The organism is Sulfitobacter pontiacus, from assembly GCF_040790665.1.
GTDB classification, from domain to species: Bacteria; Pseudomonadota; Alphaproteobacteria; order Rhodobacterales; family Rhodobacteraceae; genus Sulfitobacter; species Sulfitobacter pontiacus.
This window is the reverse complement of the sequence record NZ_CP160849.1, coordinates 1,723,271-1,748,649: the sequence shown is the minus strand read 5'-3', so window position 1 is coordinate 1,748,649 and position 25,379 is coordinate 1,723,271. Positions and strand designations below refer to the sequence as shown.

Genomic DNA, 25,379 nt, shown 5'->3' with positions numbered 1-25,379 from the left:
GGACGCAAAAATGCGCCACCCTATCCTATTGGCCGCCTGCATTGCAGGCGTCGTCGCAGTAGCAGGCTGCGGCAAGAAATCCGGCGAGGATACCGTCACCCGCGCCTTCCAGGACGTGAACGTCGTGGATGAAAGCAACCTCAACGATGTGATGTTGACAGTGGCCGACCCGAACGAGGCGGTCAGCTATTTCACCCGCACCGCGCAGGAAAACCCCGACCGCATCGACATCCAGCGCAGCTTGGGCAAATCCCTGATCCGCGCCAAACGCAACCAAGAGGCCGCATCCGTCTGGGGCAAAGTTGCCGCTTCCAAGGATGCCACCGCCGACGACAAGGTTGATTACGCCGATGCGCTGATCCGCGCAGGCGATTGGGCCAAAGCGGAAAAGACGCTGGATTCCGTCCCGCCCACCCATGAAACCTACAACCGCTACCGGCTCGAGGCGATCGTCGCTGACAGCAAACAGGAATGGGACAAGGCCGACAGTTTTTACGAGATCGCCATCGGTCTGACCACCAAGCCCGGTTCGGTCATGAACAACTGGGGCTACTCCAAACTGACCCGCGGCGACTATCAGGCTGCCGAACGCCTTTTCGGCGAGGCCGTGAAGCAGGATTCAACGCTGTTTACCGCCAAGAACAACCTGATCCTCGCCCGTGGCGCGCAACGTGAATACAGCCTCCCCCCGATCGAGATGGACCAGACGGAGCGCGCGCAACTGTTGCACACCCTCGCCCTCTCCGCGATCAAGAAGGGCGACGTTGAAACCGGTAAAGGGCTGCTGCGCGACGCCATCAGCACCCACCCGCAGCACTTCGAGGCCGCCGTCCGGTCGCTGCGCGCGCTGGAAAACGCAGGCTAACGCGTGGAGATCACCAGCTACGCAGCGCTGTGGTTCCTGCCCTTCGCGCTGCCCCTTTGTGCCTATACGATCTACACCGATCTGGCCTTTATGCGGATCACCAATGTCACGGTGATCGCATTGGCCGCCGTATTTGTGCTGATCGGCCCGATTGCCCTGCCCTTTGACAGCTACCTCTGGCACCTGCTGGCGATGGTGGTAGCCCTTGTTGTGGGCATCTTCATGAACGCAGGCGGGCTGATGGGCGCGGGGGATGCGAAATTCATCGCCGCCGCCACGCCCTTTATCGCGCTTGGGGATGTGCGCTTTGTCATGGCGCTGTTCATGGCGACGCTGGTTGCCGCCTATATCATTCACCGCGCCGCCAAATACTCCCCCCTGCGCAATCTTGCCCCGCAATGGGTCAGCTGGCACGAAGCCAAGAAGTTCCCCATGGGCCTCGCCCTTGGAACTGTGCTTGCGGCATATTTAATGCTCGGTGCCTACTTCGGGGCCTGATTTCGCCATATTCAACCGCTACGCCTTGGGGCACGCCCGTGTCCCCATGAAAGAAGCCTTCATGAATATGCAAGCCAGCGCCGTCATGGCCCCTCCTCCGCCGCGCACCATCCAAGAGATGAAGCTGCCCGTGGTGATGATGCGCGACATCATGATCAAGACGATGTTCCGCAAGAACGTCACCATGGTCAGCGAGCTCGCAGCGGCGATCTGCCTGCCGCTTCAGGTCACGCAGGAACTGGTGGATCTGTCGCGCGACCAACGCCTTCTCGAAGCGACGGGCACGCTCAACGCGAATAACGGCAATGAAATGGGCTACCAGCTGACCGATCTGGGCAAGGCCCGCGCGCTGGATGCCTTGGCGCAATCGGAATACTTCGGCCCGATGCCCGTGCCGCTTGATGTCTACCGCGAACAGATCAAGCGCCAGTCCGTGCGCAACATGCAGATCACCCGCGCAAAGCTCGAAACGGCGATGGGCCATCTGGTGCTCCCGTCCGAGCTGATCGGCAACCTTGGCCCAGCCGTGACGGCCGGTCGCTCCATCCTGATGTACGGCCCCCCCGGCAATGGTAAATCAAGCATCTCCAACGGGATTCGCGACGCGCTTGGCGACCGCATCTATGTCCCCCGCGCGATTGAATACGCCGGTCAGGTAATCACGGTCTATGACCCCATCGTGCACACCGCCATTTCCGAAGAGAAACAAGATCCGAAATCCCTGCGCCGCGTGACGCGCTTTGACACCCGCTATGTCAAATGCGAACGCCCCACAGTGATCACCGGGGGCGAACTGACGCTCGATATGCTTGATCTGGTCTACAACCCCACCGCACGGACCTATCAAGCCCCGCTGCAGCTGAAATCCACCGGCGGCATCTTCATCGTCGACGACCTTGGCCGACAGGCAGAATCGCCACAGGCGCTGGTCAACCGCTGGATCGTGCCGCTGGAAGAAAACAAAGACATCCTCGCCCTGCAATCGGGCGAGAAGTTCGAAGTTCCCTTCGACACGCTGGTGGTCTTCTCCACCAACTTCCACCCCAATGAGATCTTCGACCAGGCCGCCCTGCGCCGGATCTTCTTCAAGATCAAGATCGACGGGCCCAATCAGGAAAACTTCCTCAAGATCTTTGCCATGGTCGCCAAGAAACGAAACATCAAACTGGACGAGGCGACGCTGATCCATTTGCTGAAAACAAAATACCCTACGATCAACAACGTGTTCGCCAACTATCAGCCGATCTTCCTGATCGACCAGATGATTTCCATCTGCGATTTCGAAGGTATCCCGCACCAGATGCGCCCTGATCTGATCGACCGTGCTTGGGCCAATATGTTCGTCGAGGATGAAACCATCGTCAGGTAGCACCGCGCTCGACACCGGCGCGGGCATCTGCTTCATTTTGCCAGATAAACTCCGGGGGTGCGGGGGCTGGCCCCCGCGTGCAAACAGCCTATCTTGCACCCCATGCAGACCCTGCCCCCCAAGTTCTCCGACTGGTTCGCCACCAAAGGCTGGTCCATCCACCCCCACCAGCAAGACATGCTGGACCGCGCCGAGGTGCCCGCCCTGCTGTTGATCGCGCCGACCGGGGGCGGCAAGACGCTTTCGGGTTTTCTGCCCACGCTGGTCGATCTGGCCGAGGGCGGTCACGACGGCATGCACACGCTCTATATCTCGCCGCTCAAGGCGCTGGCCGCGGATATCAAGCGCAACCTCACCACCCCGGTGACCGAAATGAGCCTCCCCATCCGGATCGAGAACCGCACCGGCGACACCTCGCAAACGCGCAAACGCCGGCAACGCGCCGACCCGCCCCATATCCTGCTGACCACCCCCGAAAGCCTTGCGCTGCTGACTTCCTACGAGGATGCACCGCGCATGTTCAAAGGGCTCAAACGTGTCGTGATCGACGAGATCCACGCGCTGGCCGACAGCAAGCGGGGCGACCAGCTGATGCTGGCGCTGGCGCGGCTGCAACGTCTGTGTCCGGGGCTGAAACGGGTGGGCCTGTCAGCCACCGTCGAAGATCCCGCCGCCATCGCGCATTTCATGGCGCGTCACCCCGACCCCTGCCCGATCCTGCTGGCCGATCCCGGCCCGCCGCCCGACATCCGGATGCTGCGCACGGACGCAGCCCCGCCGTGGTCCGGCAATGGGGCTGCCTATGCGATTCCGGCGGTGCTCGACCAGATACGCCAGCATAAAACCACCCTGATTTTCCACAATACCCGCGCTCAGGCCGAGATTTTCTTTCACAATCTCTGGCTCGCCAACGAAGATAGCCTGCCCATTGGCATCCACCACGGGTCGCTCGATCGGCAGCAACGCGAACGGGTCGAAGCCGCGATGGTGCGCGGTGATCTGCGCGCGATTGTCTGTACCGGCAGCCTTGATCTGGGGATCGACTGGGGCGATGTCGATCTCGTGATCCAGATCGGTGCGCCTAAGAATGTCAAACGGCTGGTCCAGCGCATCGGGCGGGCCAACCACCGCTATAACGCGCCCTCCAAAGCGCTGCTGGTACCTGCAAACCGGTTCGAGGTGGTTGAATGTGTCGCCGCCCTCGACGCCGTATTGGCAGGCGATCTTGACGGCGACCCGCGCGGCCCCGGCCCCCGCGATGTGTTATGCCAGCATATCCTGATCACCGCCTGCGCCGGCCCATTCGACGCCGATGCGCTCTATGCCGAGGTGACCTCTGCCGGGGCCTATGCCAGCCTCAGCCGCGCCGCCTTTGATGCCTGCCTCGATTTCTGTGCCACAGGCGGCTACGCCCTGCGCGCCTACGACAGATGGCAACGTCTGATGTGCACAAACGGCAAATGGCACCTGCGCGATCCCCGCAGCAGCCAGCGCATCCGCATGAACATCGGTACCATTCAGGATACGGACACGCTGAAGGTCCGCATGAAACGCAACCGCGGCGGTGCCCCTTTGGGCGAAATCGAGGAAGGTTTCGCCGCCTCGCTCAGCGCGGGCGACACATTCCTGATCGGCGGCCAGATCGTCAAATACGAAGGGCTGCGGGAAATGACCGTAGAGGTCAGCCGTTCTGCCGCCAAGAAACCACGCGTTGCCACGTTCATGGGTACCAAATTCGCCACCTCGACCCAGCTCTCCGCCCGCGTGCAACGCATGTTCACCCAAGACAGCTGGCCCGAGCTGCCGCGCCACACGGCCGAATGGCTGACCCTGCAACGCGAAGTCAGCCAACTGCCGCAGCCGGGCCGCCTGCTGATCGAAAGCTTCCCCCATGAGGGCCGCGCCCAAACGGTCTTCTACGGCTTCGCCGGTCGCAACGCGCAGCAAACGCTCGGGCTGCTGCTGACAAAACGGATGGAGGAACTGGGCCTCAACCCCCTGGGCTTCGTCGCCACCGATTATGCCACGCTGATCTGGGGGCTGGATCCGGTCGACGACCCCGCCCCGCTGGTTGATGCCACAGTCCTGCATGACGGGTTGGACCATTGGCTGGCCGGCAATGCGGTGATGAAACGCACGTTCCGCGCCGCCGCCACCATCGCAGGGCTGATCGAACGGAACACTCCCCAAGCCCGTAAGTCTGGCCGGCAGGCGACCTTCAGCTCTGATATCCTGTATGACACCTTGCAGAAATACGAACCCGATCACCTCCTGCTCGATATCACCCGCGAAGAGGCCCTGCGCGGACTGGTCGACTTTGGCCGGATCGAGGAAATGCTGCATCGTATCAAGGGCCGGATTGACCACCGTATCCTCGACCGCGTCAGCCCGCTGTCCGCACCGCTGTTTCTGGAAATGGGCCGTGTGCCGGTCAAGGGACAGGCGGAAGAGCGTCTGCTGGCCGAGGAATCCGCGCGGTTGATGGAAGCCTCCGGCCTCGCACAGATCACACCCGCGCCGGATAACATCCCCCTCAAACGGCGCTAGACATGGCAATCGCTGCGCAGCTGAGTATTTTTGAAAGGGTGAATTAACCTTCGCTTAGGTATTTTGCCCCATGATCGCCCCGCGGTACAGGCTGGAGAGCCGATGACCGCAAAGGGTGAAGACGCCCCCACGCCCCTCGGGATCAGGCGGGGGCGTCTTCCGCTTCACCCTTTTTTAAATACTCCTGCGCCCCGCCATAGGCGCGTCCATCGGCCAGCGCCCCTTGCGCCCGCGGGCAAACTTGGTGATGAACGCAGCATGAACATCGGGTATGAATTCGACTTTTGCGGCGCGCGGCTGACGGCGCTTGGCTCTGGTGCCTTGTGGTGGGCAGATCACGGGCTGCTCTGCGTGTCCGACCTGCATCTTGGCAAAGCCGAACGGATTGCGCGGCGCGGCGGCACGGCGCTTCCCCCTTACGAGACGATGGACACGTTGACCCGGCTTGCGGCGGCGCTTGACCGTGTGCCCGCGCGCGTTGTGATGTGTCTGGGCGACAGTTTCGACGATCTGCACGCGGCCCATGCCCTACCCGAGCCGGCACGGCTGACGCTGGCGCGGCTGCAGGCGGGGCGGCAGTGGCTGTGGGTAGAGGGCAACCACGACCCCGGTCCCGTCGAACTGGGCGGGGAGCATCTGGCCGAGCTTGTGATCGGCCCCTTGCAGTTCCGGCATATCGCGCAGGAAAGCGCGCAGGCCGAGGTTTCGGGGCATTATCACCCCAAGGCACGGCTGCGGCTGCGCGGACGGTCGGTGACGCGTCCGACCTTCCTCTATGACGACCGACGGCTGATCATGCCTGCCTTTGGCACCTATACCGGCGGGTTGTACAGTGACGCGCCGGTGCTACAGGCATTGATGGGTCCGCAGGCCTGCGCCATACTTACCGGACCGCAGCCCACCGCGATCCCCATGCCGCGCTAGTCGCAGCCACGGGGCCGGCCATCCATGTTGAAAGAGCCCCTATGACCCCTCAAGAAATCGCCCGCATCCGCGACAGCTTTGACGCACAATCGATGATGCAGACCCTCGGCGCTGAACTTAGTGATGTGTCAAAGGGGCTCATCCGGATCGAGGCACCGATCCTGCCCGGCACGCGCCAGCAGCAGGGGTTTGGCCACGCGGGGCTGACGTTCTCTATCGGGGACAGCGCTGCGGGCTATGCCGCGCTGACGACACTGCCCTTGGATACCGAGGTCGTCACCGCAGAGATCAAGATCAACCTGCTGGCCCCCGCCCGCGGAGACCGGCTGATCGCGATTGGCAAGGTGGTGAAACCGGGCAAGCGGCTTTGTGTGGTCACGGCCGAAGTCTTTGCCCAAACCGGCGACCAGCAGGTGCTGATCGCCGTGCTTCAGGGCACGATGGTGCCGGTTCCGGCAACCGCCGCTTAGGCGGTCAGCCCTTCGGGTTCGGGCAGCTCATGGGCACGGCAGCAGGCTGTAACCGTATTGGCCAGCAGACAGGCGATCGTCATCGGGCCCACGCCCCCCGGCACTGGGGTGATCGCACCGGCCACCTTGGCGCAGCTGTCAAAATCCACATCCCCGACCAGACGGGTCTTGCCCTCACCCCGCTCTGGCGCGTCGAGACGGTTGATGCCCACGTCGATGATTGTGGCCCCCGGTTTGATCCAGTCGCCCGGCACCATCTCGGGGCGGCCCACGGCGGCGATCACGATATCAGCGCGGCGCACAACAGCGGCAAGGTCTTTGGTCCGCGAATGGGCGATGGTCACGGTGCAGCTGTCGTTGAGCAGAAGCTGGGCCATCGGTTTGCCAACGATATTGCTGCGCCCGATCACAACGGCATCCATCCCTGACAGGGTGCCGTGGTGGTCGCGCAGCATCATCAGACAGCCAAGCGGCGTGCAGGGCACCATGGATTTCTGCCCGGTGCCCAACAGACCGACGTTCGAGATATGAAACCCGTCGACATCCTTGGCCGGATCAATCGCGCCGATCACAAGGTCTTCGTTCAGGTGATCGGGCAAGGGGAGCTGCACGAGGATACCGTGGATCGTATCATCCTTGTTCAGCGTGTCGATCAGGGCCAGAAGCTCCGCCTCTGATGTGGTGTCCGCCAGCCGGTGTTCGACCGATTTCATGCCCACTTCCTTGGTCATCTTGCCCTTGGATTTGACATAAACCTCGGAGGCAGGATCGGCCCCGACAAGCACCACAGCCAGCCCCGGCGTGATCCCGTGATCGTCCTTCAGCCGCGTGACATGCTGGGCGACCTGCCCCCGCACCTGTGCTGCAAATGCCTTGCCGTCAATGATCGTCGCTGTCATGGGGACCGTCCTTTGTCTGTTGTGGCGCTGCTATCACCTGCCACAGCAGGCGAAGGCGCGAAGGGGCGACCCTCCGCGCCCTGTTCATACGCGCTTAGAACAGACCTTCAACATCGCCGATGTCATTGAGACGAATATTTTCGGCAGAAGGCACCCGTGGCAGGCCCGGCATGGTCATGATCTCACCGCAGATGGCCACGACAAAGCCCGCGCCGGCAGACAGGCGCACCTCGCGCACGGGGATGGTAAAGCCGGTTGGCGCGCCGCGGGCTTCGGGATCGGTGGTAAAGCTGTATTGCGTTTTGGCCATACAGACCGGCAGATCGCCATATCCCTGCTCTTCCCAGTCTTTCAACTGGTTGAGGATCTTCTGATCCATCACCGCCCCATCCGCGCGATAGATCTTTGTGGCGATGGTGTTGATCTTATCTGCCAGCGGCATCGCGTCGGGGTAGAGCGTGGCGAAATCCGCCTGGTCCTTATCAATCGTCTCGACCACTTTCTCGGCAAGTTCGGCAGAGCCAGCGCTGCCCAATTCCCAGTGGCGGGACAGCACGGCCTCGGCCCCTTGCGAGGCGACATAGTCTTTGACCGCTTGCACTTCTGCGTCGGTGTCGGTGACGAAATGGTTGATCGCGACGACGACGGGCACGCCAAAGGATTTCAGGTTCTCGATGTGGCGGCCAAGGTTGGGGCAACCGGCCTGCACGGCGTCGACGTTTTCAGCGCCCAGATCGGCCTTGGCCACGCCGCCGTTCATCTTCATCGCGCGCACCGTGGCCACGACCACGACGCAGGACGGTGCCAGCCCCGCCTTGCGGCATTTAATGTTCAGGAACTTCTCTGCCCCCAGATCGGCACCAAAGCCCGCTTCGGTCACCACATAATCCGCCAGCTTCAGCGCGGTGGTGGTCGCGATGACAGAGTTGCAGCCGTGGGCGATATTCGCAAAGGGCCCGCCATGTACGAAGGCAGGATTGTTCTCAAGCGTCTGCACAAGGTTCGGCTGCATCGCGTCTTTCAGCAGCACGGTCATCGCACCATCCGCTTTGATATCGCGCGCATAGACCGGTTTACGCTCGCGGGTATAGGCGACGATCATGTCCCCAAGGCGCTTTTGCAGGTCGTTCAGGTCTTTGGCCAGACAGAGGATTGCCATGACTTCGGACGCGACGGTGATGTCGAAACCGGCCTCGCGGGGGAAACCGTTCGACACACCACCCAGGGACGCCGTGATCTGGCGTAGAGCGCGGTCGTTCATGTCGACGACGCGGCGCCAGACGACGCGGCGCAGGTCGATCTCTAGCGCGTTGCCCCAATAGATGTGGTTATCGATCATCGCGCTGAGCAGGTTGTGAGCCGATGTGATCGCGTGGAAGTCACCGGTGAAATGCAGGTTCATCTCTTCCATCGGGACGATCTGCGCATAGCCGCCCCCCGCGGCCCCGCCCTTCATGCCGAAGTTCGGCCCCAGAGACGCCTCGCGGATACAGACGGCCGCGTTCTTGCCGATGCGGTTCAACCCGTCGCCCAGACCAACGGTGGTCGTGGTTTTCCCCTCGCCCGCGGGGGTGGGGTTGATCGCGGTGACGAGGATCAGCTTGCCATCGGGACGGTCCTGCACCGAGTTGATGAACTTTTGCGACACCTTCGCCTTGTCATGGCCGTAGGGCAGCAGATCATCGCTGCTGATGCCCAGCTTTTGCCCGATCTCCTGAATGGGGCGCTTGCTGGCTTCGCGTGCGATTTGGATGTCGGATTTAAAGGTCATATGTCCTCCCTGATGCGCCGTCGGCGTTCTATGTTTCTTATGTCCTCAATACGCCTGTGAGGGCATGGGCAGAGGGGGCAATTCCGACATATCCGGCGCTTGATGCGGCGATCCGGCGGGTGTGTCGCTGATTTGAGCATGGCGGGTCGCTGTGACCCCGCGCTCCATTGGGCCTAGCCGTGCTGCCAGGCTGGCTGGTCGGGGATGAACAGGCGCAGCGTATCACCGACGCGCAACAGCCCCTCGCGTTCGATCCAGGCGGTCACGCCGCGACGGTTCTCGGCCGCGGATTTGAACTTGGGACCGTGGCCGGGGCTGTCTTGTTCAATCTCGCGACCGGGCAGCACGCAGGGGCGGTTTTCGGTATCAATCGTGATCGTCGCACCCGAGGCAGCCTGCAGCCGCGCATTGGGCGGCACATGGGTGAAATCGGGGATGCCCTTGATCACCATCGACGTGCCAAGGTGCATGGGGTCCAGTGTCTCCATCCCCATGTCGGCCGCGATCAGGGCCATTTCTTCCGCAGACAGGATCGACAGCTGCCGCACGTTCCGGATCTCGGTGCCCTTGGGATAGAGGTTCGTGACCCGCACACAGGACGCGCGGGTCAGCCCCGCATGCACGTCATCCTCGAAACCGGCGTAGCTGGCGAAAGCTTCGCTCCGGGGTTCGGCGCGGATGCCCTTGGCCAGCTTGGGCACCACACCAAGCCATGTGATCGTTGCGGTAAACTCGGTTTCTTTCATCGTCGGCATGACCGGCATCCTTTCGCGCTGCGTTGTCCGTAACCTGCGCAAAGCCGCGACAAAAGAAAAGGCCCCGCGGGTGCAGGGCCTTTTCTTTCGTATTCTGGTGATCAATGCCTAGGCGTCAGACGCTTGGCTCTGGCTCCATCCCGCTTGGCGGAGGCGTCTTCTTGCCTTTGGCCTTGGGGATCGCGGTCAGGCTTGGTTTGTCCGTGCCGCTGGTGTCCTCGCCGTCCGGGTCTTGTGGCGGTTTGCCTTCCATGACGCGCTTGATCTCGTCGCCGGTGAGGGTCTCGTACTCCAGCAAACCTTGGGCCAGACGTTCGAATTCTTCCTCGTGGTCGGTGATCATTTTGAAGGCGCGGTCGTAGCCTTCGTCGATGATGCGCTTCACTTCGGATTCGATCAGCTCTTTCGTGGCCGCAGAAACGCTGAACCCGCCCGCACCGCCGTTGGCTTGGTAACCAGCCGCCGCTTCCGAATAGTCGATGTTCCCGACCTTGTCGGACATGCCCATGCGCATCACCATGCCACGCGCCAACTGACTGGCCTGCATGATATCGCCCATCGGGCCCGACGACACGGTTTCAGCGCCATATTTGAAGATTTCAGCCGCTTTGCCCGCCATCGTCATGGCGATCTTTTGCTCGGCTTCGTCTTTGAACATTTGCAGTTTGTCCATTTCGGGCAGGCTCATCACCATACCCAAGGCACCGCCGCGCGGAATGATCGTGGCCTTATAGACAGGGTCGCATTTCGGCAGCTTGATCCCGACGATGGCGTGACCGGCTTCGTGGTAGGCGGTCTTTTCCTTCTGGTCCTGCGTCAACACCATCGACCGGCGCTCGGCACCCATCATGATCTTGTCTTTCGCGGCCTCGAAATCCATCATCGCGACAAAGCGACGGCCCACGCGTGCGGCGGTCAGCGCGGCCTCGTTCACGAGGTTCGCCAGATCCGCACCCGAGAAACCGGGCGTACCGCGCGCGATAATGCGCAGGTCTACGTCAGGGCCAAGCGGCGTCTTGCGTGCATGCACCCCAAGGATTTTCTCGCGGCCTTTGATGTCAGGGTTGCCTACGGTGACCTGACGGTCAAAGCGGCCCGGACGCAGCAAGGCAGGGTCCAGCACGTCTTTGCGGTTGGTCGCGGCGATGATGATCACGCCTTCGTTCGCCTCAAAGCCGTCCATCTCGACCAGCAGCTGGTTCAAGGTCTGTTCACGCTCGTCGTTGCCACCACCGTAGCCCGCGCCACGAGACCGGCCCACGGCGTCGATCTCATCGATGAAGACGATGCAGGGCGCATTTTTCTTGGCCTGTTCGAACATGTCGCGCACGCGGCTAGCACCGACGCCAACGAACATCTCGACGAAGTCAGAGCCCGAGATCGTGAAGAACGGAACACCCGCTTCGCCGGCAATCGCCCGCGCCAGCAGCGTCTTACCGGTACCGGGAGGGCCCTCAAGCAGCGCGCCTTTGGGGATCTTGCCGCCCAAACGGCTGAACTTTTGCGGGTTGCGCAGGAATTCGACGATCTCTTCCAGCTCTTCCTTCGCCTCGTCGATGCCCGCCACGTCGTCAAACGTCACACGACCGTGTTTTTCGGTCAGCATCTTGGCCTTGGACTTGCCGAACCCCATCGCCCCGCCTTTGCCACCGCCCTGCATGCGGTTCATGAAATAGATCCACACACCGATCAGCAGAAGGATGGGCAACAGCGACATCAGGAAGGTTTGGAAACCGGATTGCTGCTGGGGTTCAGCGCGCACAGGGATGTCCTTGGACATCAGCAGGCTGGTGACCTCGGCGTCTTCGGGCCGGATCGTGACATAGTCACTGCCATCGGCACGACGGAAACGAACCTGTTCACCATCAAGCGTGACGTTGCGCACGTCCCCTGCTTCGACAGCGGTCACAAATTCGGAATAGCTGATTTCACGGCTTTGCAGCCCGCCGGTCGAGCCGCTGAACAGATTGAACAGCGCCAAAACCAAAAGCATCAATACAACCCAAAAGGCGAGATTGCGCATATTACCCAAAGGAAAGTCTCCTACATCCGGGGGACGGCACCAAACACAGCGCCCAATGCGTGTAAGATAGACACGATCGGCGCATGTTCAATGCGTCATATGTGCGGCGAAAAAGGCATCTTCGCCGCGTTCGAGCACTGCTTGCCAGTTTTGCGACCGACCGACAAGGGGGGCAGCGACCAGTTCCGCGCCCTGCCACACCGCCGGAGAGGCCAGCAAGACGCCGCGCGGCACGCCCAAATCGCGCCAATCAGCAAAGCTGCGCAGCCCCTCAGCGCCCAAGGCACGGATCATGGTTTGCGTGTCGGGCGCGGGCGCATCGCCGCAAGGTTCCAGACGCCAGCGGCCGTCCCAGAGCGCATCCACGGGCGCATCAACCGCCCGCACTGCCTGCAACTCTCTGTAACTCCACAGTTTATCGCGCTTCAACCGCAGCTCGCACCCCTGCACGGTCGCGGCACCGGCATCATCAAGCGCCGTCAGCACCTCTGCCACGGCGCTGCTGCGTGGAGCATAGGTGGCCCCGTTGATCCAGGCGATCGTGTGGGTCAGCAAACGGCGGCGTGTCTCTGTCGGGAGGTCACACAGCGCCTGCCAATCCATCGCCACGGCACCGCATTGAACGTGAGCATGGGCGCGTGCGGCGGCAAACATCTGCGCGTCGAGCGCGGTACGGGCATCGGCAAGGTGGCGCGAGACATCGGCAAGTGCGGCAGAATCAACGCCTAGATCGGTCAGCACCGCCAGCGCCTTGCGGATGCGCACCCGCGCAAAGCTGTCATCCTCGTTGCTGGGGTCATCGACCCAAGTCACCCCGCGACGCGTCAGATGCGCGCGCAGGTCGGCGCGGCGAGCGTTGAGCAAGGGCCTGTGCCAACGCATGCCATGTCGGTCGAACATCGCAGGCATGGCGGATAGCCCGTCGACCCCTGCCCGGCGCCCCAAACGCATCACGAAAGTCTCTGCCAGATCGTCGGCGGTATGCCCGATGCAGACAGCGCCAATGCCCTGCCCCCGTGCCCAATCCGCCAACAACCGGTAACGCGCCTTGCGGGCCTCGTTCTGCAAATTGCCGCTGTGGTCCCAGCCCGTCCACCTCAACGTATCATGCGGAACGCCAAGCGCGCGACACTGGCGGGCGACCATCGCGGCTTCGCGGGCGGCCTCGGGTCGCAGGCCGTGATTGACGGTCGCTGCGTGCAGCGCGATCCCGTGGCTGCGGGCGTAGTCATTCAGAAGATGTAAAAGCGCGACAGAGTCGCCGCCCCCCGACACCGCCACACCCAATACGGGCGGCGGCGCGGGGTCAAAGCTGGCGGCGATGCTCTGCGCCAGCGGGTCGGTCATCGGATCACTGGCAGGCAAGCACGCTGCGTTCGGATTGGGCTTGCGCGACGAAGGGGCTTGTGGGGAAGCGCGATGCGACTTCGCCCAAGGTCACGCAGGCTTCTTGGGTTTGGCCCAAGGCCCCCAAAGAACTGCCAAGCTGGTACAGTGCTTCTGCCGCGACAGGCCCCGCGGGATCGGCGCTAAAGCTTGCCAGATAGGCGCGTGCCGCTTCGCGGGTATCCCCCAGACCGTCCAGCGCATCGCCGCGCCGCAGATCGGCTTCGGGGCCTAGCGGTCCGCCCGGATAGGTCTGATTGAAGGTCGCAAACTGGTCTGCGGCGCTGCGAAAGTCACCGTCAGCGAGCGCCGCCTTCGCCCGCTCGAAGTCTGTTTTTTCACCCACTGCAAGCTCTGCGGTATTGGTGGGGGTAGAAGTATTGGCCAACGGGTCCGCTGGTGCGGGCACGGGCGTGGCGGGCGCCATGGTCGCGGGCATCTCGCCCCCGCCAAGGGTAGAGGTCTGGCCGAGGCTGCCCACATCGCCGCCTTCAAGCTCCACGAGCCGGAATTCCAGATCACCGATCCGGTTGGTCCCGTCGGTGACCACGCGGTTGATCCGGTTTTCCAGCTCTTCGGTTTTAGAGGTCAGGCGCTGCAGTTCGCTTTCCATTGCATTGACGCGCTCAAGCACCGATCCACCGGTCACGGCAACGCTCGCGCCGCCGGTGGTGGACAGTTCCCGGCGCAGCTTTTGCACCTCGACATTCAGTACCGTCAGTTCCTGACGCACATCCGCCAAAGTCTGCGCATCCTGCGCCTGCGCTGTGACCGGCCCAAAGGCCAGTCCAAGCGCTACAATCAAAGCAAACCGCATATTAAAATCCTAACCTAACGTAGACGACTTAGCTGGTCAGACCGCCCGCAAGTACGGTCACGGCCCGACGGTTCTTGGCATAGCATGCCTCGCTCGAACAGACTTCGATCGGGCGTTCCTTACCATAGCTTACAACGCGAAGACGGCTGGCGGCGATCCCGCGCGAGATCAAATATTCGCGCGCTGCATTGGCACGGCGTGCGCCAAGCGCAAGGTTGTATTCCCGTGTGCCCTGCTCGTCCGCGTGGCCTTCGATCACGGCTTGGTAATCGGTGTTGGTGTTCAACCAGGCTGCCTGACCGTCCAGCGTCGCTTGGCCTTCGGGGGTCAGGTTGGATTGGTCGACCAGGAACAGCACGCGATCCCCAACGGCTTGCTGGAAATATGCCGTAGAAGCCGGGTCGTTCGCGCTGCCGGGGATAATGCCCCCGTTCAGGCCTGCGCCATTCGCGGCACCGTTATTCATGCCATCCGCGCCAAAGCGGTCAGGGTTGGTACAGGCCGATACGGCCAGGGCTGCGATCAATAGAGTTGCGGTGAGAATGCGGTTCATGGACTGTGCCTTTTTGACGATAGCATTTTAATGTGTCTGTTGTGACGGTGTTACCATAGTGCCTTGGTATTGGGAAACACCAAGGCACTATGGCTGTTGTTTACTTCTGAAGCGGCGACCAAGACGGATCCGATCCGCCCTCTTGGGTGCGCACAGGCTTGAGGTTCCGGCCCGAGATATCGACCGAATAAAGCGACGACGCCCCGCCTGCCCCTTGGGTTTCCCGCGCAAACATGATGACGCGGCCGTTGGGGGCCCATGTGGGGCCTTCATCCAGGAACGACGCGGTCAGCAGACGTTCTTCCGACCCGTCCAGCCGCATCACGCCGATGTGGAACCGGCCCTTGTTCTGCTTGGTAAAGGCCACCAGATCGCCCCGCGGCGACCAGACCGGCGTGCCATAGCGCCCTTCGCCAAACGAGATCCGCGTCGCCTCGCCGCCCGTTGCTGGCATGATATACAGCTGCTGCGATCCCGAACGGTCGCTTTCGAAAACGATCCGGCTGCCGTCCGGCGAATAGCTGGGCGCGGTTTCGATCGCAGGTGTGTTGGTCAGCCGTGTCGACTGGCCGGTGTTGATATCCATTGTGTAGATATCCGTGTTCCCGCCTTGGGTCAGCGAATACACAACCGTATTGCCGGACGGAGAGAACCGCGGCGCAAAGCTCATGGTGCCTTCAGCGCTTTCCAGCACACGACGCTGCACCGACCCGATGTCAAGCACATAGATCCGCGGGAAGCCGCTTTCGTAGCTGGTGTAGAGAATACGATCCCCCGAGGGCGAGAACCGCGGTGCCAGCACGATGGACGAGCTGTCGGTCAGATAGCGCACATTAGCCCCATCATAATCCATCACAGCCAGCCGTTTCGCGCGGTCATCCTTGGGCCCCGTCTCAGAGACATAGACGACGCGGCTGTCGAAGTAGCCCCCTTCGCCCGTGATACGCGAATAGACGGCATCCGCCACCTTATGCGCCATGCGACGCCAGCCATCGACCGTGCCCGAAAACTGCAAGCCCGACCCCAGTTCAGCGCCCGAAAATACGTCATACAGACGGAACTTCACATTCAACGTATTGCCCGAGACACTGACGGCACCAGTGATCAGCGCCTGCGCGTTGATCGCCTTCCAGTCAGCATATTGGATCGGCGCGTTAAAATCGCTTACGGTCGAGATATAGGCGCTTGCCGGTACTTCGCGGAACAGACCAGAACCGACAAGATCTTCGGACACGACCCGCGCCAGATCAACGGCCATCTGCCCCGCGTCCCCGCTTTCGGGCTGAAAGCTGGGCACGGCAAAGGGCAAGGGTTCAATCACACCTTCGGTAATCTCGATCCGCAATGGTCCATCCTGCGCCTGCGCGACCGAGGCAACACCGCCGATAAGCGCGAGACAGAGGCTCAGAATTCGTACAATCATTTGATGCGCATCCTTTCAGGATTAAAGGTCATCTCAATATTCTGCCATTGACCGAATTTTTCTACAGGAAGCTGATACCCGCGCGCGCCGCAGCGGATAATTGCCCGCCGTGCGGCCTCGAACGCCTGATTGGCAGCCCCCTGTGATCCGCCCGAACTGCTGGTCATCTTGATCGAATTGGTCTGTGGCGTGCCATCTTGGTTCATTGCGACACTCACCACTACAGTAGTGCGCAATGCCTCGGAGGAAAGGGACCCCACGTTCCAGCACGACGATACCGCCACGCGCAGCGATTCTTTCTCGCCAGCCGACAATGGCGGGCCAGAGGGTGCCGCCGGCGTTGCAGGCGCGTCGGTCTCTCCCATGGCTTCGGCGAGCGCAGCTGCCACGGCGTCCTTATCCGTTGCCGGTTCGGGCGTCGGCTTGGGGGCCTCTGGCTTGGGTGTTTCCGGCTTCGGTGTGGCGGGTTTCGGCGTTTCGGGTTTCGGCGTCTCCACGGGTGCCTCTGCCACCTGCGGCGCAGGAGGTGTGGGGCGGCGGGCCGGAGGACGTGCGGATTGGGTCGGCGACGCTTTGGGCGCTTCCGTTGCTTCGGTCACAATCTGCGTCGTCGCCTCTTCGGGGGCGGTGGCTTCCTGTGCCTCTTCCACGACCTTGTCTGCCGGCGCATCCGGTGTCGCGGCCTCGCGCAGCACATCATCGGTGCGCGCCTCGGGATCCGGAGCCTCTACAGGTTCGGGGGCCACACGCTCTACAGGGCGCGGCACGGCGACGGGTGCTTCCTCTGGCGTCAGAACGGCGACATCGGCAGGCGGCTCGGGCAGCTCGGGGGCCTGATCGCTCACGTCCTCCGAGGGGGGCGGTGCGATGGGTTCAGGCTCTGGCACAGGCTCCGGCTCCGGGGCGGGCTCGGGCTCGGGCTCAGGGGTCGGTTCTGGTTCGGGCGCAGGTTCCGGTTCAAGGGCAGGCTCGGGCTGCGCTGCGGCCTCCGCCTGCGCGGATTGCGCTGCGGCGACCATCTCGTCATATTGCGCGGCAGAGATGACCGACACCTCCTGCATCTCCACAGGGTCGCTGTGCGAGGTAAAGATATTCCCCAGCAATAGCCAGCCGATGAGCCCCAAGTGACCCGCGCCAGAGATGTAATGCCCCTTGTGCATGGTTACCCGCCTGACGCGCCTGTGCCGTCCAACTTCGGCCCGCCGGTTTCAGTCACCAGACCAATGTTGCTAAAGCCACCTGCGTTCAGCGCCCCCATGACTTCCATAATAGAGGCATAGGGCACAGCCCCATCCGCACGCAGGAACACACGGTCGCTCGCACGCTCCGCCGAAATGGCACGCAGCTTGGCAACCAGATCATCACGCCCGGTCTCTGTCTTCTGGATCTGCACGGACCCGTCCGCCAGAACGGTCACGGTCAACGGCTCCTCCTGCTCGGACGGCAGGGCGGTGGCCGCTGTTTTAGGCAGCTCGACCGGCACGCCAACGGTCAGCAAAGGTGCTGCGACCATAAAGATGATCAAGAGCACCAGCATCACGTCAACGAACGGCGTGATGTTGATCTCTGCCATCGGCTGCGCACGGCCGCGACGGCGGCCACGGCCACCCCCGCCCTGCTTTTTCATCACCCCACCTGCCATGGCTCAGCTATCCAGCTGACGGCTAAGGATGGTGGCGAATTCATCAGCAAAGGCTTCGTAGCCGCCCAAAATACGATCAGAATCCGCGCTCAGCTTGTTATAGAAGATAACCGCGGGAATAGCCGCCAAAAGGCCAATACCTGTGGCCAAAAGCGCCTCGGCAATACCGGGGGCGACGACGACAAGGCTGGTATTTTGCTGGGCCGCGATCTCGATGAAAGAGTTCATGATCCCGAACACGGTCCCGAACAGACCGATAAATGGCGCGGTGGACCCGGTGGTCGCCAGCACGGGCAAGCCCTTTTGCAGACGCTCTGCCTCTTTGGCAATCGCCACATCCATGCTGCGGTCGATCCGCGCGGTGGCACCGGGGATCAGCCCGCCATCCTCGCGGTGCGACCGGCGCCATTCCGTCATACCGGCGGCGAAAATCTTTTCTGCGGCCCCATCCGGATCCGGCCCGATCGTGTCATACAACCCGTCCAACGGTTCGCCCGACCAGAATGCTTGGTCAAACCGCTCTGCCTCGGCTTTGGCGTGGCGGTACTGGATCATCTTTTGAATGATGATCGACCACGACCAGAAGGACGCGACGATCAGCATGATCATCACGAGTTTTACGGTAATCGTTGCGCGGAGAAATAGACCCAAGAGCGAGAAATCAATCTCGCTTGCCGCCGCCAGCGTTTCTGCTTCCATCGGTTCTGCTCTTTTTGTTGCGCCCAAAAGGGGCTTCATCTGCCTCAACGGCCCTGTTTTCCAAGGCGCTATTTGGCACAAGCTTAGCCGAGTGCAATATCTATTGCTAGGATTATGGGGCCAATCCGCCTGCTAGACGGGGATTGAGCGAAGTTTCGCTGGCAATCGGCAGGGTTTGCCTGACGCCGCGATACAAACAATCGTAACCACCGCCCGAAACAAGATCGTATCGCCGCGCTTGACCTCTTGCTGCATCACCATGCGGGCCGGCGTGATCGACGTGGCCCATGTCTCTACATCAAGCATATCATCGAATACCGCAGGCTGGATGTAATCCGCCTCTACCCGCCGCACGGCAAAGACCACGCCTTCGGCCTTCATGGCCAACTGGTCAATTCCCATCTCGCGCACCCAATCACTGCGCGCCCGTTCGATATAGCGCAGGTAATTCGCGTAATAGACGATCCCCGCCATATCGGTGTCTTCATAGTAAACGCGGATCGGCAGATGGTGGGTCATTGCGCCGCCCCCACCCGCGCGAACAAACGCAGTGCATGAGACGGGTCCTGCGCTGCCACGGGCATCACGGGGTCATAGGCCGCACGCAACAGTGCCGCCACCTCCGGCTTCAGGATCGTCGCCCCCTCGTGCAGTGCTAGTGGCGACACCTCGCGGAACGCAGTATCAGACCACAGCAAGAAAGACTGCACGATCTGCCCCAGTGCCAGGGCTTGCGCGGGCATCGCGCTCAGCTGCTGGTCCATGCGCAGAAAGACGAAACATGCCTTGATGGCGCCTGTCTCGTCAAAGCGGAACAGACGATACTGATTGGCCCCCGCCGCATCCAGCTTTTCCACCAACGGGGCAAGATCAGGCACCAGACGGTCCAGATCGGGCACCTCCAACAGCTCTGCCCAATCCTTGAAAAAGAACATCATCAGATTGCTGCCAAGCTCGGGGTCGGTCTCTGACATGCTGTGCCCCGCCAACTGACAGACCGCCTCGATCGCGCTTTTGACCACGGTCAGCGTCGCATCATCCACGCCAAAGACCACAGGTGCCAACGGACGGCCCCAACGGGCAAAGGCATAGCTGTCGTCGCTTCGGGTAAACAGCGCTTCGATCTCTTGTGGTGTCATCTCAATTTCCAAATGGTCTTAAATCCTCGCCGAAGGCTTCCCCGCCCTCAGCCAAACAAATCGCTTTGGGGTTTGGGCGGAGCCATCCCCAGATGCGTCCAGGCTTTCTGCGCCAGCATCCGTCCCCGCGGCGTGCGCTGGATCAGCCCTTGTTGCAGCAGGTAGGGCTCGATCACCTCTTCCAGCGCGTCACGGGATTCAGACAGCGCCGCCGACATGGTTTCGATCCCGACCGGGCCGCCCTGATAATTCTCGGCGATCAGACGCAGATAGCGGCGGTCGGCCCCGTCCAGTCCCAGCTTGTCGACGCCAAGACGGGTCAGCGCCATATCCGCCAGCGCGCGGGTCACGCGGCCGTCGCCTTCAACCACGGCGAAATCCACAACGCGCCGCAGCAGACGGCCCGCGATACGCGGGGTGCCGCGGGCGCGCTTGGCGATCTCGCGTGCGCCCCCCTCATCGGCGGGGGCCCCCAGCTTGCGGGCATTGCGATCGACGATGATGAACAACTCATCCTCGGTATAGAATTGCAAGCGCGTCGGGATGCCGAAACGGTCGCGCAGCGGCGTGGTCAACAGCCCCATCCGCGTTGTCGCGCCCACCAACGTGAAGGGCTGCAGCTCGATGCGCACGGTGCGCGCGGCGGGCCCTTCGCCGATCACGAGGTCGAGTTCAAAGTCTTCCAACGCGGGATACAGCACCTCTTCCACGGCTGGGTTCAGGCGGTGGATTTCATCGATGAACAACACATCGCGGGCTTCGAGGTTGGTCAGGATCGCCGCCAGATCGCCCGCCTTTGCCAGCACAGGGCCAGAGGTCATGCGGAACCCGACCCCCAGCTCGCGCGCCATGATCTGCGCCAGCGTGGTCTTCCCCAATCCGGGCGGGCCGTGGAACAGCGTGTGGTCCATCGCCTCGCCCCGCTGCTTGGCGGATTGGATGAACACCTTGAGGTTGGCCCGCGCTTCGGCCTGACCGACGAATTCATCCAGCATCTGCGGGCGCAGGGCGCGGTCTATATCACCGGGCTGCGGGTCCGGCCGCAAAGTTGGGTCACTGTCGATCATCAAATATCCAAGCAAGGTTCATACGGACGGCCACGCGGCTATGCGCATCCTATCCTTTGGGGGCAAGCAGTTTCAACGCCGCGCGGATCAGCTGCGGGGTGTCGGCCTCTGGCATCTCTCCGGCGGCTTGCGCCACGGCCCCTGCCGCATCGCCCGGACCATAGCCAAGGTTGCCAAGCGCCGACAGCGCCTCTGCCTGCGCGGACTGGTTCGGCGGGGCCACGGGGCGGCGTTTGGGGGCAGCGGTTTCGATCACCTCTGCTGCTGCCTCGACCTCGCCATGCGCCTCGGCCAGCGAACCGGTCATCGCCATCACCCCCGGAGCCTTATCCTTGAGGTCCAGCACCACGCGCTGCGCGATCTTGGGGCCGACGCCCTTGGCCACTTTGACCGCGTTCCAGTCCCCAAGCGCGATGGCGCGGCTGACACCATCTGGCCCAAGCGCGCCCAGAATGGCCAGCGAGGCCTTGGCCCCCACCCCCTGAACAGAGGTCAGCAGCCGGTGCCATTCCTTTTCCGCCAATGTCTGAAAGCCGAAAAGCTGCATCAGGTCTTCGCGCACCACCAGATCGGTGAAAAGCGCCACCACCTCGCCCACGCCGGGCAGCGCGGCCATCGTTCGGTCAGAGCAATAGACCAGATAACCAACACCACGCACGTCGATCAGCAGATGATCCGGCGCGCGATAATCAATACGTCCTGTGATCTTGCCAATCATGCGCTTGCCCTTGCGACGGCCTGCGCCAATGTCGAGGCCCCCCCGTGATGCGCGTGACAGATCGCGATCGCCAAAGCATCCGCGGCATCGGGGCCGGCAATCTCTGCCCCCGGCAATTGCATGCGTACCATATGAAGCACCTGCCCCTTATCCGCGTGGCCGACGCCAACGACCGTTTTCTTGACCGTATTGGGTGCATATTCACCCACCGCCAGCCCCGCCTGCGCAGGCACCAGCATCGCGATCCCCCGCGCCTGCCCCAGCTTGAGCGTCCCAGCACCATCCTTGTTCACAAAAGTCTGTTCTACCGCCGCGGCATCGGGTCGATAGGTCACCATGATGCGCGTCAACTGCGCATGGAGCGACAAAAGACGCGTGGCAAGATCGGCCCCCTCGGACTGACAAATGCCGTTCGCCACATGCGTGATGCGGCTGCCCGCCACGTCGATGACGCCCCAGCCCATATTGCGCAAGCCCGGATCAATGCCGATTACCCGTATCATATGCCCATTATCCTCAAGAATTTTCTTTTTCCAAGGCAGTAGCACGAAACGCGAACATCCACCAAGGTTTTTGCACCGCGCCACACAAAAGTCACAATTCAACTTAGAAGCTGAATTTCGGGGCGGGTTGCGACGCTCAAGACGCTGAAAACGACCCCCGCGCCAATAGCGGCAAACCCCTTATGAGTAGGCGCTAAACCGCCAAATGCTGCTATGCAGCAAACGCAGAACACACATGCGCCGGTGGGTGTTGTGAAGTGTTTTCATTCTGCCTAATTGCACAGCGCACCGCCGGATTATCCGGCTTTTCTTTATTCAAGGATGGCTCCATGGCTGTTTACTATAATACCCCAACCACCTACGGCACCGCCGCAGCTGTTAACCGCTTTTTCGCGCATCTTGGCGACGTTGTCGGCAGCATCATCAAATGGAACGACGCACGTGTCACACGCAACGCCCTGTCCGCGCTGTCCGACCGTGAACTCGACGATATTGGTCTGGTCCGTGGCGACATCGAACGCGTCGCAATGAACCACTTCATCCGCTAAGGGTCGATGTTTCATAGCGCCCAAGGGGCTGCCAACCCAAAGCACAAGCCACGCACATCTGAATGATCTGCGTGGCTTCATTTATTCTACGACAGTGAAATATGACGGTGCAAGCCACCGTCCCGCAGCGTCCCTATCCGCGAAAGACCGGCCCCAGCTTACGGGCAAGCGTTTGCGTCACCGGATCGACCTGCAAAACCCAAGCCCCCGCCTGTTCGATCACGGTGCCCTGCGCCAAACTGTCCAGCCTGCTGTCATAGGCCGTGGGACCGATCGCCGCCAGAACGAACCCTTTGAAGCAGACGAACAGGGCCACCAACGCAACCAGTAATTTGGTCGGCACCCGCAGGCCGCGCCGCGCCGGCCGCGCGACAACCAGCCCGTCGGCGCGGATGGTGGTGTAATAGCCCCGAGCGAGCTTGACGTTCTTACTCTCTAAACTCTTTACGCGTGTCCCAAATTGTTGACGAGCATCAACCATGGCAGCCTCTAGTCGCTAAAGGCCCCCACCTCTCGCAAGATCATAATAAAGCAAGAATGCGTCAAATTCTCTGCAATTCGACCTTGTTCGTGGCGAAAAGTGACAAAGATTATGGCATTTTCTGGACAGTCAATGTGGTCCAGTCACCAATCACCTCTCGGTTGACAAGATTGATGCCGGATTGCGCATAAACCTCGATCACGTCATCCGCCTGTTCGTTTAAAATGCCAGATAGAATCGCATAGCCCTCGGGGGCCAGCGCCTCGGCCATATCGGGGGCAAGCGCGACCAGCGGCCCTTTCAGGATGTTGGCGAATACCAGATCGAAGGGCGCGCGCGATGCCAGTTCGGGATGGTCAAACCCCGCTGCCTCGACGCAGATCAAACGGTCGGCCAGATTATTCGCCGCCGCATTGGCGCGGGCCACGTCGACGGCAACCTCGTCGATGTCGCTGGCCAACACGGGGTTCGGCCAGATGCGCGCCGCCGCCATCGCCAGCACCGCTGTACCGCAGCCGATATCTGCCACGTTCTGCCCGACCATGCCGCCGTTCGCCAACCGGTCCAACGCGCGCAAGCAGCCCAATGTGGTGCCGTGGTGCCCGGTGCCAAAGGCCATCGCCGCCTCGATCAACAGCGGCTCGCAGTCTTCGGGCACCTTGTCGGCGTCATGGCTGCCGTAGACAAAGAACCGCCCCGCTTCGACCGGCGACAACTCGCGGCGCACATGGGCGACCCAATCGGTTTCCGGCAGCTCTGAAACGACAAATTCCTTCGCCCCCATAGAGGCCGCCAACACCGCCAGCGCCGTCTCATCCGGGCTTTCCTCGAAATAGCCGCCGACTTCCCACAGGCCCGAGCCGTCTTCCATCTCGAAAACGCCGACACCGGTGGGTTCCGGCACCAGCCGTTCCATCGCCTCGCCCAAAGCATAGGCGGGCTTGCGTCCTTCTAGGGTCGTCAAAGCTGTGAATGTTGGCATGGGAAACTCCGTCAGGATCGCCGATATCGCCGCGCGACATCCGGCTATGTCAGGGGGGTGCTACTCGGCCGGGGCCGGCAGCGGATTGGAAAAGATCGTCTCGTGGCCCGGCACGGGATGGCGCGGGATCATCAGCGACAGCAACAGCGACACCAGCGCCATCCCCGCCGCAAGGAAAAAGACCGCCGCGGGCGAGATCAGCCACAGCAGCCCCAGCCCCACAGGCAGGAACACCGCCGCGATGTGATTGATGGTAAAAGCCACCGCCGCCGTCGGCGCAATGTCGGCGGGGTCGGCGATCTTCTGGAAATAGGTCTTGAGCGCGAGCGCCAGCGCAAAGAACATATGATCCAGCACATAAAGCGTCGCGGCCACCACCACGCCCCAGCCCAGATAATAGACGCCGCCATAGGCCAGAAACACGATGATCAGCCCGATGTATTCAAAGCTCAGCGTGCGGCGTTCGCCAAAGAAGCCGACTGCACGGCCCATTAGCGGGGCAAAGATCATATTGGCGATCAGGTTGATCAGATAGAGCAGGGTGATTTCATGCACATCAAAGCCAAAGCGTTCGACCATCATGAAGCCCGCAAAAACGACAAAAATCTGCCGCCGCGCGCCAGACATGAATTGCAGCGCATAATACAGCCAGTACCGCTTGCGCAGCACCATCTTCTTGACCTGCGGTGTCGGGGCCTCGAACTGCGGATAGGCCAGCAGCGCGACCAGCGCGATCACCGCCGTCACCCCGCCGCCAATCACATAGACGATGTTATAGGACAGCGACAAGGTATCCCACAGCGCCATGATCGCCAGATAGGCGACCAGCGTCGCCAACGACCCCGCCGCCATCAGCCAGCCGATCATGCGGGGCGCGTCCTCGATCTTGAGCCACTGCAGCTGCAGCGACTGGTTCACCGTCTCGTAATAGTGAAACCCGATAGAGCTGAGCATGGTGATCGTCAGGATACCGCCCATCGACGGGAACCACGCGGTCAGCGCCGTCGCCACCCCCAGCAGCACCAGTGATACCAACCCCAATACCTGTTCGCGCACGAATAGGATAATCGCGATCACGCCGACCGCCAGAAAGCCCGGTATCTCGCGCACCGTATGCAGCAACCCGATGTCCGATCCGTCGAACCCTGCGACCTCGATCACAAAGTTATTCAGCAGCGCCGACCATGTGTTGAAGGCAATCGGCATCGCCAGCGCCATCAGGAACAGCAGCGCCACAGGGCGGCGCCAGAACGGTTGATGCTTGGCATCTTCAAGGGTCACATATTGGGTCATGGGCAAT

Annotated in this window: 26 protein-coding genes; 7 read left to right on the top strand and 19 right to left on the bottom strand. The window is 61.8% G+C overall.

The annotated features are described in order from the left end of the window. Positions 1-10: 10 nt before the first annotated feature. From AB1495_RS08570 to AB1495_RS08545, 6 genes are all read left to right on the top strand, one after another. Entirely contained in the window at positions 11-865 is an 855-nt protein-coding gene (locus AB1495_RS08570) for a lipopolysaccharide assembly protein LapB (protein WP_037943332.1), read from the top strand. Between the two features lie 3 nt (positions 866-868). After that, positions 869-1,363, top strand: a complete 495-nt coding sequence (locus AB1495_RS08565; protein ID WP_074635844.1) for a prepilin peptidase — start codon at positions 869-871, stop codon at positions 1,361-1,363. A 61-nt stretch (positions 1,364-1,424) separates the two neighbouring features. Continuing rightward, positions 1,425-2,732, top strand: a complete 1,308-nt coding sequence (locus AB1495_RS08560; RefSeq protein ID WP_074635846.1) for an ATPase — start codon at positions 1,425-1,427, stop codon at positions 2,730-2,732. 102 nt (positions 2,733-2,834) lie between these two features. Beyond that, positions 2,835-5,279 (top strand): ligase-associated DNA damage response DEXH box helicase, encoded by a 2,445-nt coding sequence (locus AB1495_RS08555; RefSeq protein ID WP_074635848.1) that lies wholly within the window; start codon positions 2,835-2,837, stop codon positions 5,277-5,279. A 258-nt stretch (positions 5,280-5,537) separates the two neighbouring features. Next, positions 5,538-6,203 (top strand): ligase-associated DNA damage response endonuclease PdeM, encoded by a 666-nt coding sequence (gene pdeM / locus AB1495_RS08550; RefSeq protein WP_074635849.1) that lies wholly within the window; start codon positions 5,538-5,540, stop codon positions 6,201-6,203. A 41-nt stretch (positions 6,204-6,244) separates the two neighbouring features. After that, entirely contained in the window at positions 6,245-6,673 is a 429-nt protein-coding gene (locus AB1495_RS08545; protein WP_074635851.1) for a PaaI family thioesterase, read from the top strand. Here AB1495_RS08545 and folD read toward each other — a convergent pair. The 16 genes from folD to ruvC all read right to left on the bottom strand — a co-directional run bounded on the left by folD (position 6,670) and on the right by ruvC (position 22,068). After that, positions 6,670-7,572, bottom strand: a complete 903-nt coding sequence (gene folD, locus AB1495_RS08540) for a bifunctional methylenetetrahydrofolate dehydrogenase/methenyltetrahydrofolate cyclohydrolase FolD (RefSeq protein ID WP_074635853.1) — start codon at positions 7,570-7,572, stop codon at positions 6,670-6,672. The two genes, AB1495_RS08545 and folD, sit on opposite strands and share 4 nt — an antisense overlap. Positions 7,573-7,666: 94 nt before the next feature. Then, entirely contained in the window at positions 7,667-9,343 is a 1,677-nt protein-coding gene (locus AB1495_RS08535; protein WP_074635855.1) for a formate--tetrahydrofolate ligase, read from the bottom strand. Positions 9,344-9,516: 173 nt separating this feature from the next. Continuing rightward, complete coding sequence (locus AB1495_RS08530) at positions 9,517-10,098, bottom strand: MOSC domain-containing protein (RefSeq protein WP_074635857.1); 582 nt, start codon at positions 10,096-10,098, stop codon at positions 9,517-9,519. Between the two features lie 115 nt (positions 10,099-10,213). Then, positions 10,214-12,130 (bottom strand): ATP-dependent zinc metalloprotease FtsH, encoded by a 1,917-nt coding sequence (ftsH, locus tag AB1495_RS08525; protein WP_074635859.1) that lies wholly within the window; start codon positions 12,128-12,130, stop codon positions 10,214-10,216. 78 nt (positions 12,131-12,208) lie between these two features. After that, on the bottom strand, positions 12,209-13,468 hold the full coding sequence (gene tilS, locus AB1495_RS08520) for a tRNA lysidine(34) synthetase TilS (protein WP_074635861.1): 1,260 nt from the start codon (positions 13,466-13,468) through the stop codon (positions 12,209-12,211). A gap of 4 nt (positions 13,469-13,472) precedes the next feature. Beyond that, positions 13,473-14,324, bottom strand: a complete 852-nt coding sequence (gene ybgF / locus AB1495_RS08515) for a tol-pal system protein YbgF (protein ID WP_074635862.1) — start codon at positions 14,322-14,324, stop codon at positions 13,473-13,475. A gap of 28 nt (positions 14,325-14,352) precedes the next feature. Further along, positions 14,353-14,877: a peptidoglycan-associated lipoprotein Pal gene (gene pal, locus AB1495_RS08510; protein WP_005851654.1), complete on the bottom strand. Its 525-nt coding sequence runs from the start codon at positions 14,875-14,877 to the stop codon at positions 14,353-14,355. Between the two features lie 100 nt (positions 14,878-14,977). Beyond that, positions 14,978-16,300: a Tol-Pal system beta propeller repeat protein TolB gene (gene tolB / locus AB1495_RS08505; RefSeq protein ID WP_005851653.1), complete on the bottom strand. Its 1,323-nt coding sequence runs from the start codon at positions 16,298-16,300 to the stop codon at positions 14,978-14,980. Next, positions 16,297-17,460, bottom strand: coding sequence for an energy transducer TonB (locus AB1495_RS08500; protein ID WP_074635864.1), 1,164 nt, complete (start codon positions 17,458-17,460; stop codon positions 16,297-16,299). The genes tolB and AB1495_RS08500 overlap by 4 nt, the downstream gene beginning before the upstream one ends. Positions 17,461-17,462: 2 nt before the next feature. Continuing rightward, on the bottom strand, positions 17,463-17,942 hold the full coding sequence (tolR, locus tag AB1495_RS08495) for a protein TolR (protein ID WP_005851648.1): 480 nt from the start codon (positions 17,940-17,942) through the stop codon (positions 17,463-17,465). 3 nt (positions 17,943-17,945) lie between these two features. Next, positions 17,946-18,641, bottom strand: a complete 696-nt coding sequence (gene tolQ, locus AB1495_RS08490; RefSeq protein WP_005851646.1) for a protein TolQ — start codon at positions 18,639-18,641, stop codon at positions 17,946-17,948. 132 nt (positions 18,642-18,773) lie between these two features. After that, positions 18,774-19,160 carry a tol-pal system-associated acyl-CoA thioesterase gene (gene ybgC / locus AB1495_RS08485; RefSeq protein ID WP_074635866.1) on the bottom strand — a complete coding sequence of 129 codons (387 nt, stop codon included), beginning with the start codon at positions 19,158-19,160 and terminating at the stop codon, positions 18,774-18,776. Then, entirely contained in the window at positions 19,157-19,780 is a 624-nt protein-coding gene (locus tag AB1495_RS08480; protein WP_074636271.1) for a hypothetical protein, read from the bottom strand. The genes ybgC and AB1495_RS08480 overlap by 4 nt, the downstream gene beginning before the upstream one ends. Positions 19,781-19,827: 47 nt before the next feature. Then, positions 19,828-20,847: a Holliday junction branch migration DNA helicase RuvB gene (gene ruvB, locus AB1495_RS08475; RefSeq protein ID WP_009826108.1), complete on the bottom strand. Its 1,020-nt coding sequence runs from the start codon at positions 20,845-20,847 to the stop codon at positions 19,828-19,830. A 49-nt stretch (positions 20,848-20,896) separates the two neighbouring features. Further along, a complete protein-coding gene (gene ruvA, locus AB1495_RS08470; RefSeq protein WP_037943315.1) occupies positions 20,897-21,565 on the bottom strand; it encodes a Holliday junction branch migration protein RuvA in 669 nt (222 codons plus the stop codon). Then, positions 21,562-22,068: a crossover junction endodeoxyribonuclease RuvC gene (gene ruvC / locus AB1495_RS08465; protein WP_009826106.1), complete on the bottom strand. Its 507-nt coding sequence runs from the start codon at positions 22,066-22,068 to the stop codon at positions 21,562-21,564. The genes ruvA and ruvC overlap by 4 nt, the downstream gene beginning before the upstream one ends. A gap of 329 nt (positions 22,069-22,397) precedes the next feature. On the opposite strand from ruvC, the gene AB1495_RS08460 reads away from it, so the two are divergent. Beyond that, the gene (locus tag AB1495_RS08460; RefSeq protein WP_005851636.1) at positions 22,398-22,616 is read left to right on the top strand and encodes a DUF1127 domain-containing protein; all 219 of its coding nucleotides are present in this window, start codon (positions 22,398-22,400) and stop codon (positions 22,614-22,616) included. 133 nt (positions 22,617-22,749) lie between these two features. Here the strand turns inward: AB1495_RS08460 and AB1495_RS08455 are convergent, their stop codons facing one another. The 3 genes from AB1495_RS08455 to AB1495_RS08445 all read right to left on the bottom strand — a co-directional run bounded on the left by AB1495_RS08455 (position 22,750) and on the right by AB1495_RS08445 (position 25,372). Then, on the bottom strand, positions 22,750-23,097 hold the full coding sequence (locus AB1495_RS08455; protein WP_037943314.1) for a hypothetical protein: 348 nt from the start codon (positions 23,095-23,097) through the stop codon (positions 22,750-22,752). Positions 23,098-23,206: 109 nt separating this feature from the next. Further along, entirely contained in the window at positions 23,207-24,079 is an 873-nt protein-coding gene (locus AB1495_RS08450; protein ID WP_009826104.1) for a 50S ribosomal protein L11 methyltransferase, read from the bottom strand. A 60-nt stretch (positions 24,080-24,139) separates the two neighbouring features. Next, positions 24,140-25,372: an MFS transporter gene (locus AB1495_RS08445; protein WP_074635867.1), complete on the bottom strand. Its 1,233-nt coding sequence runs from the start codon at positions 25,370-25,372 to the stop codon at positions 24,140-24,142. Between the last annotated feature and the right edge of the window lie 7 nt (positions 25,373-25,379).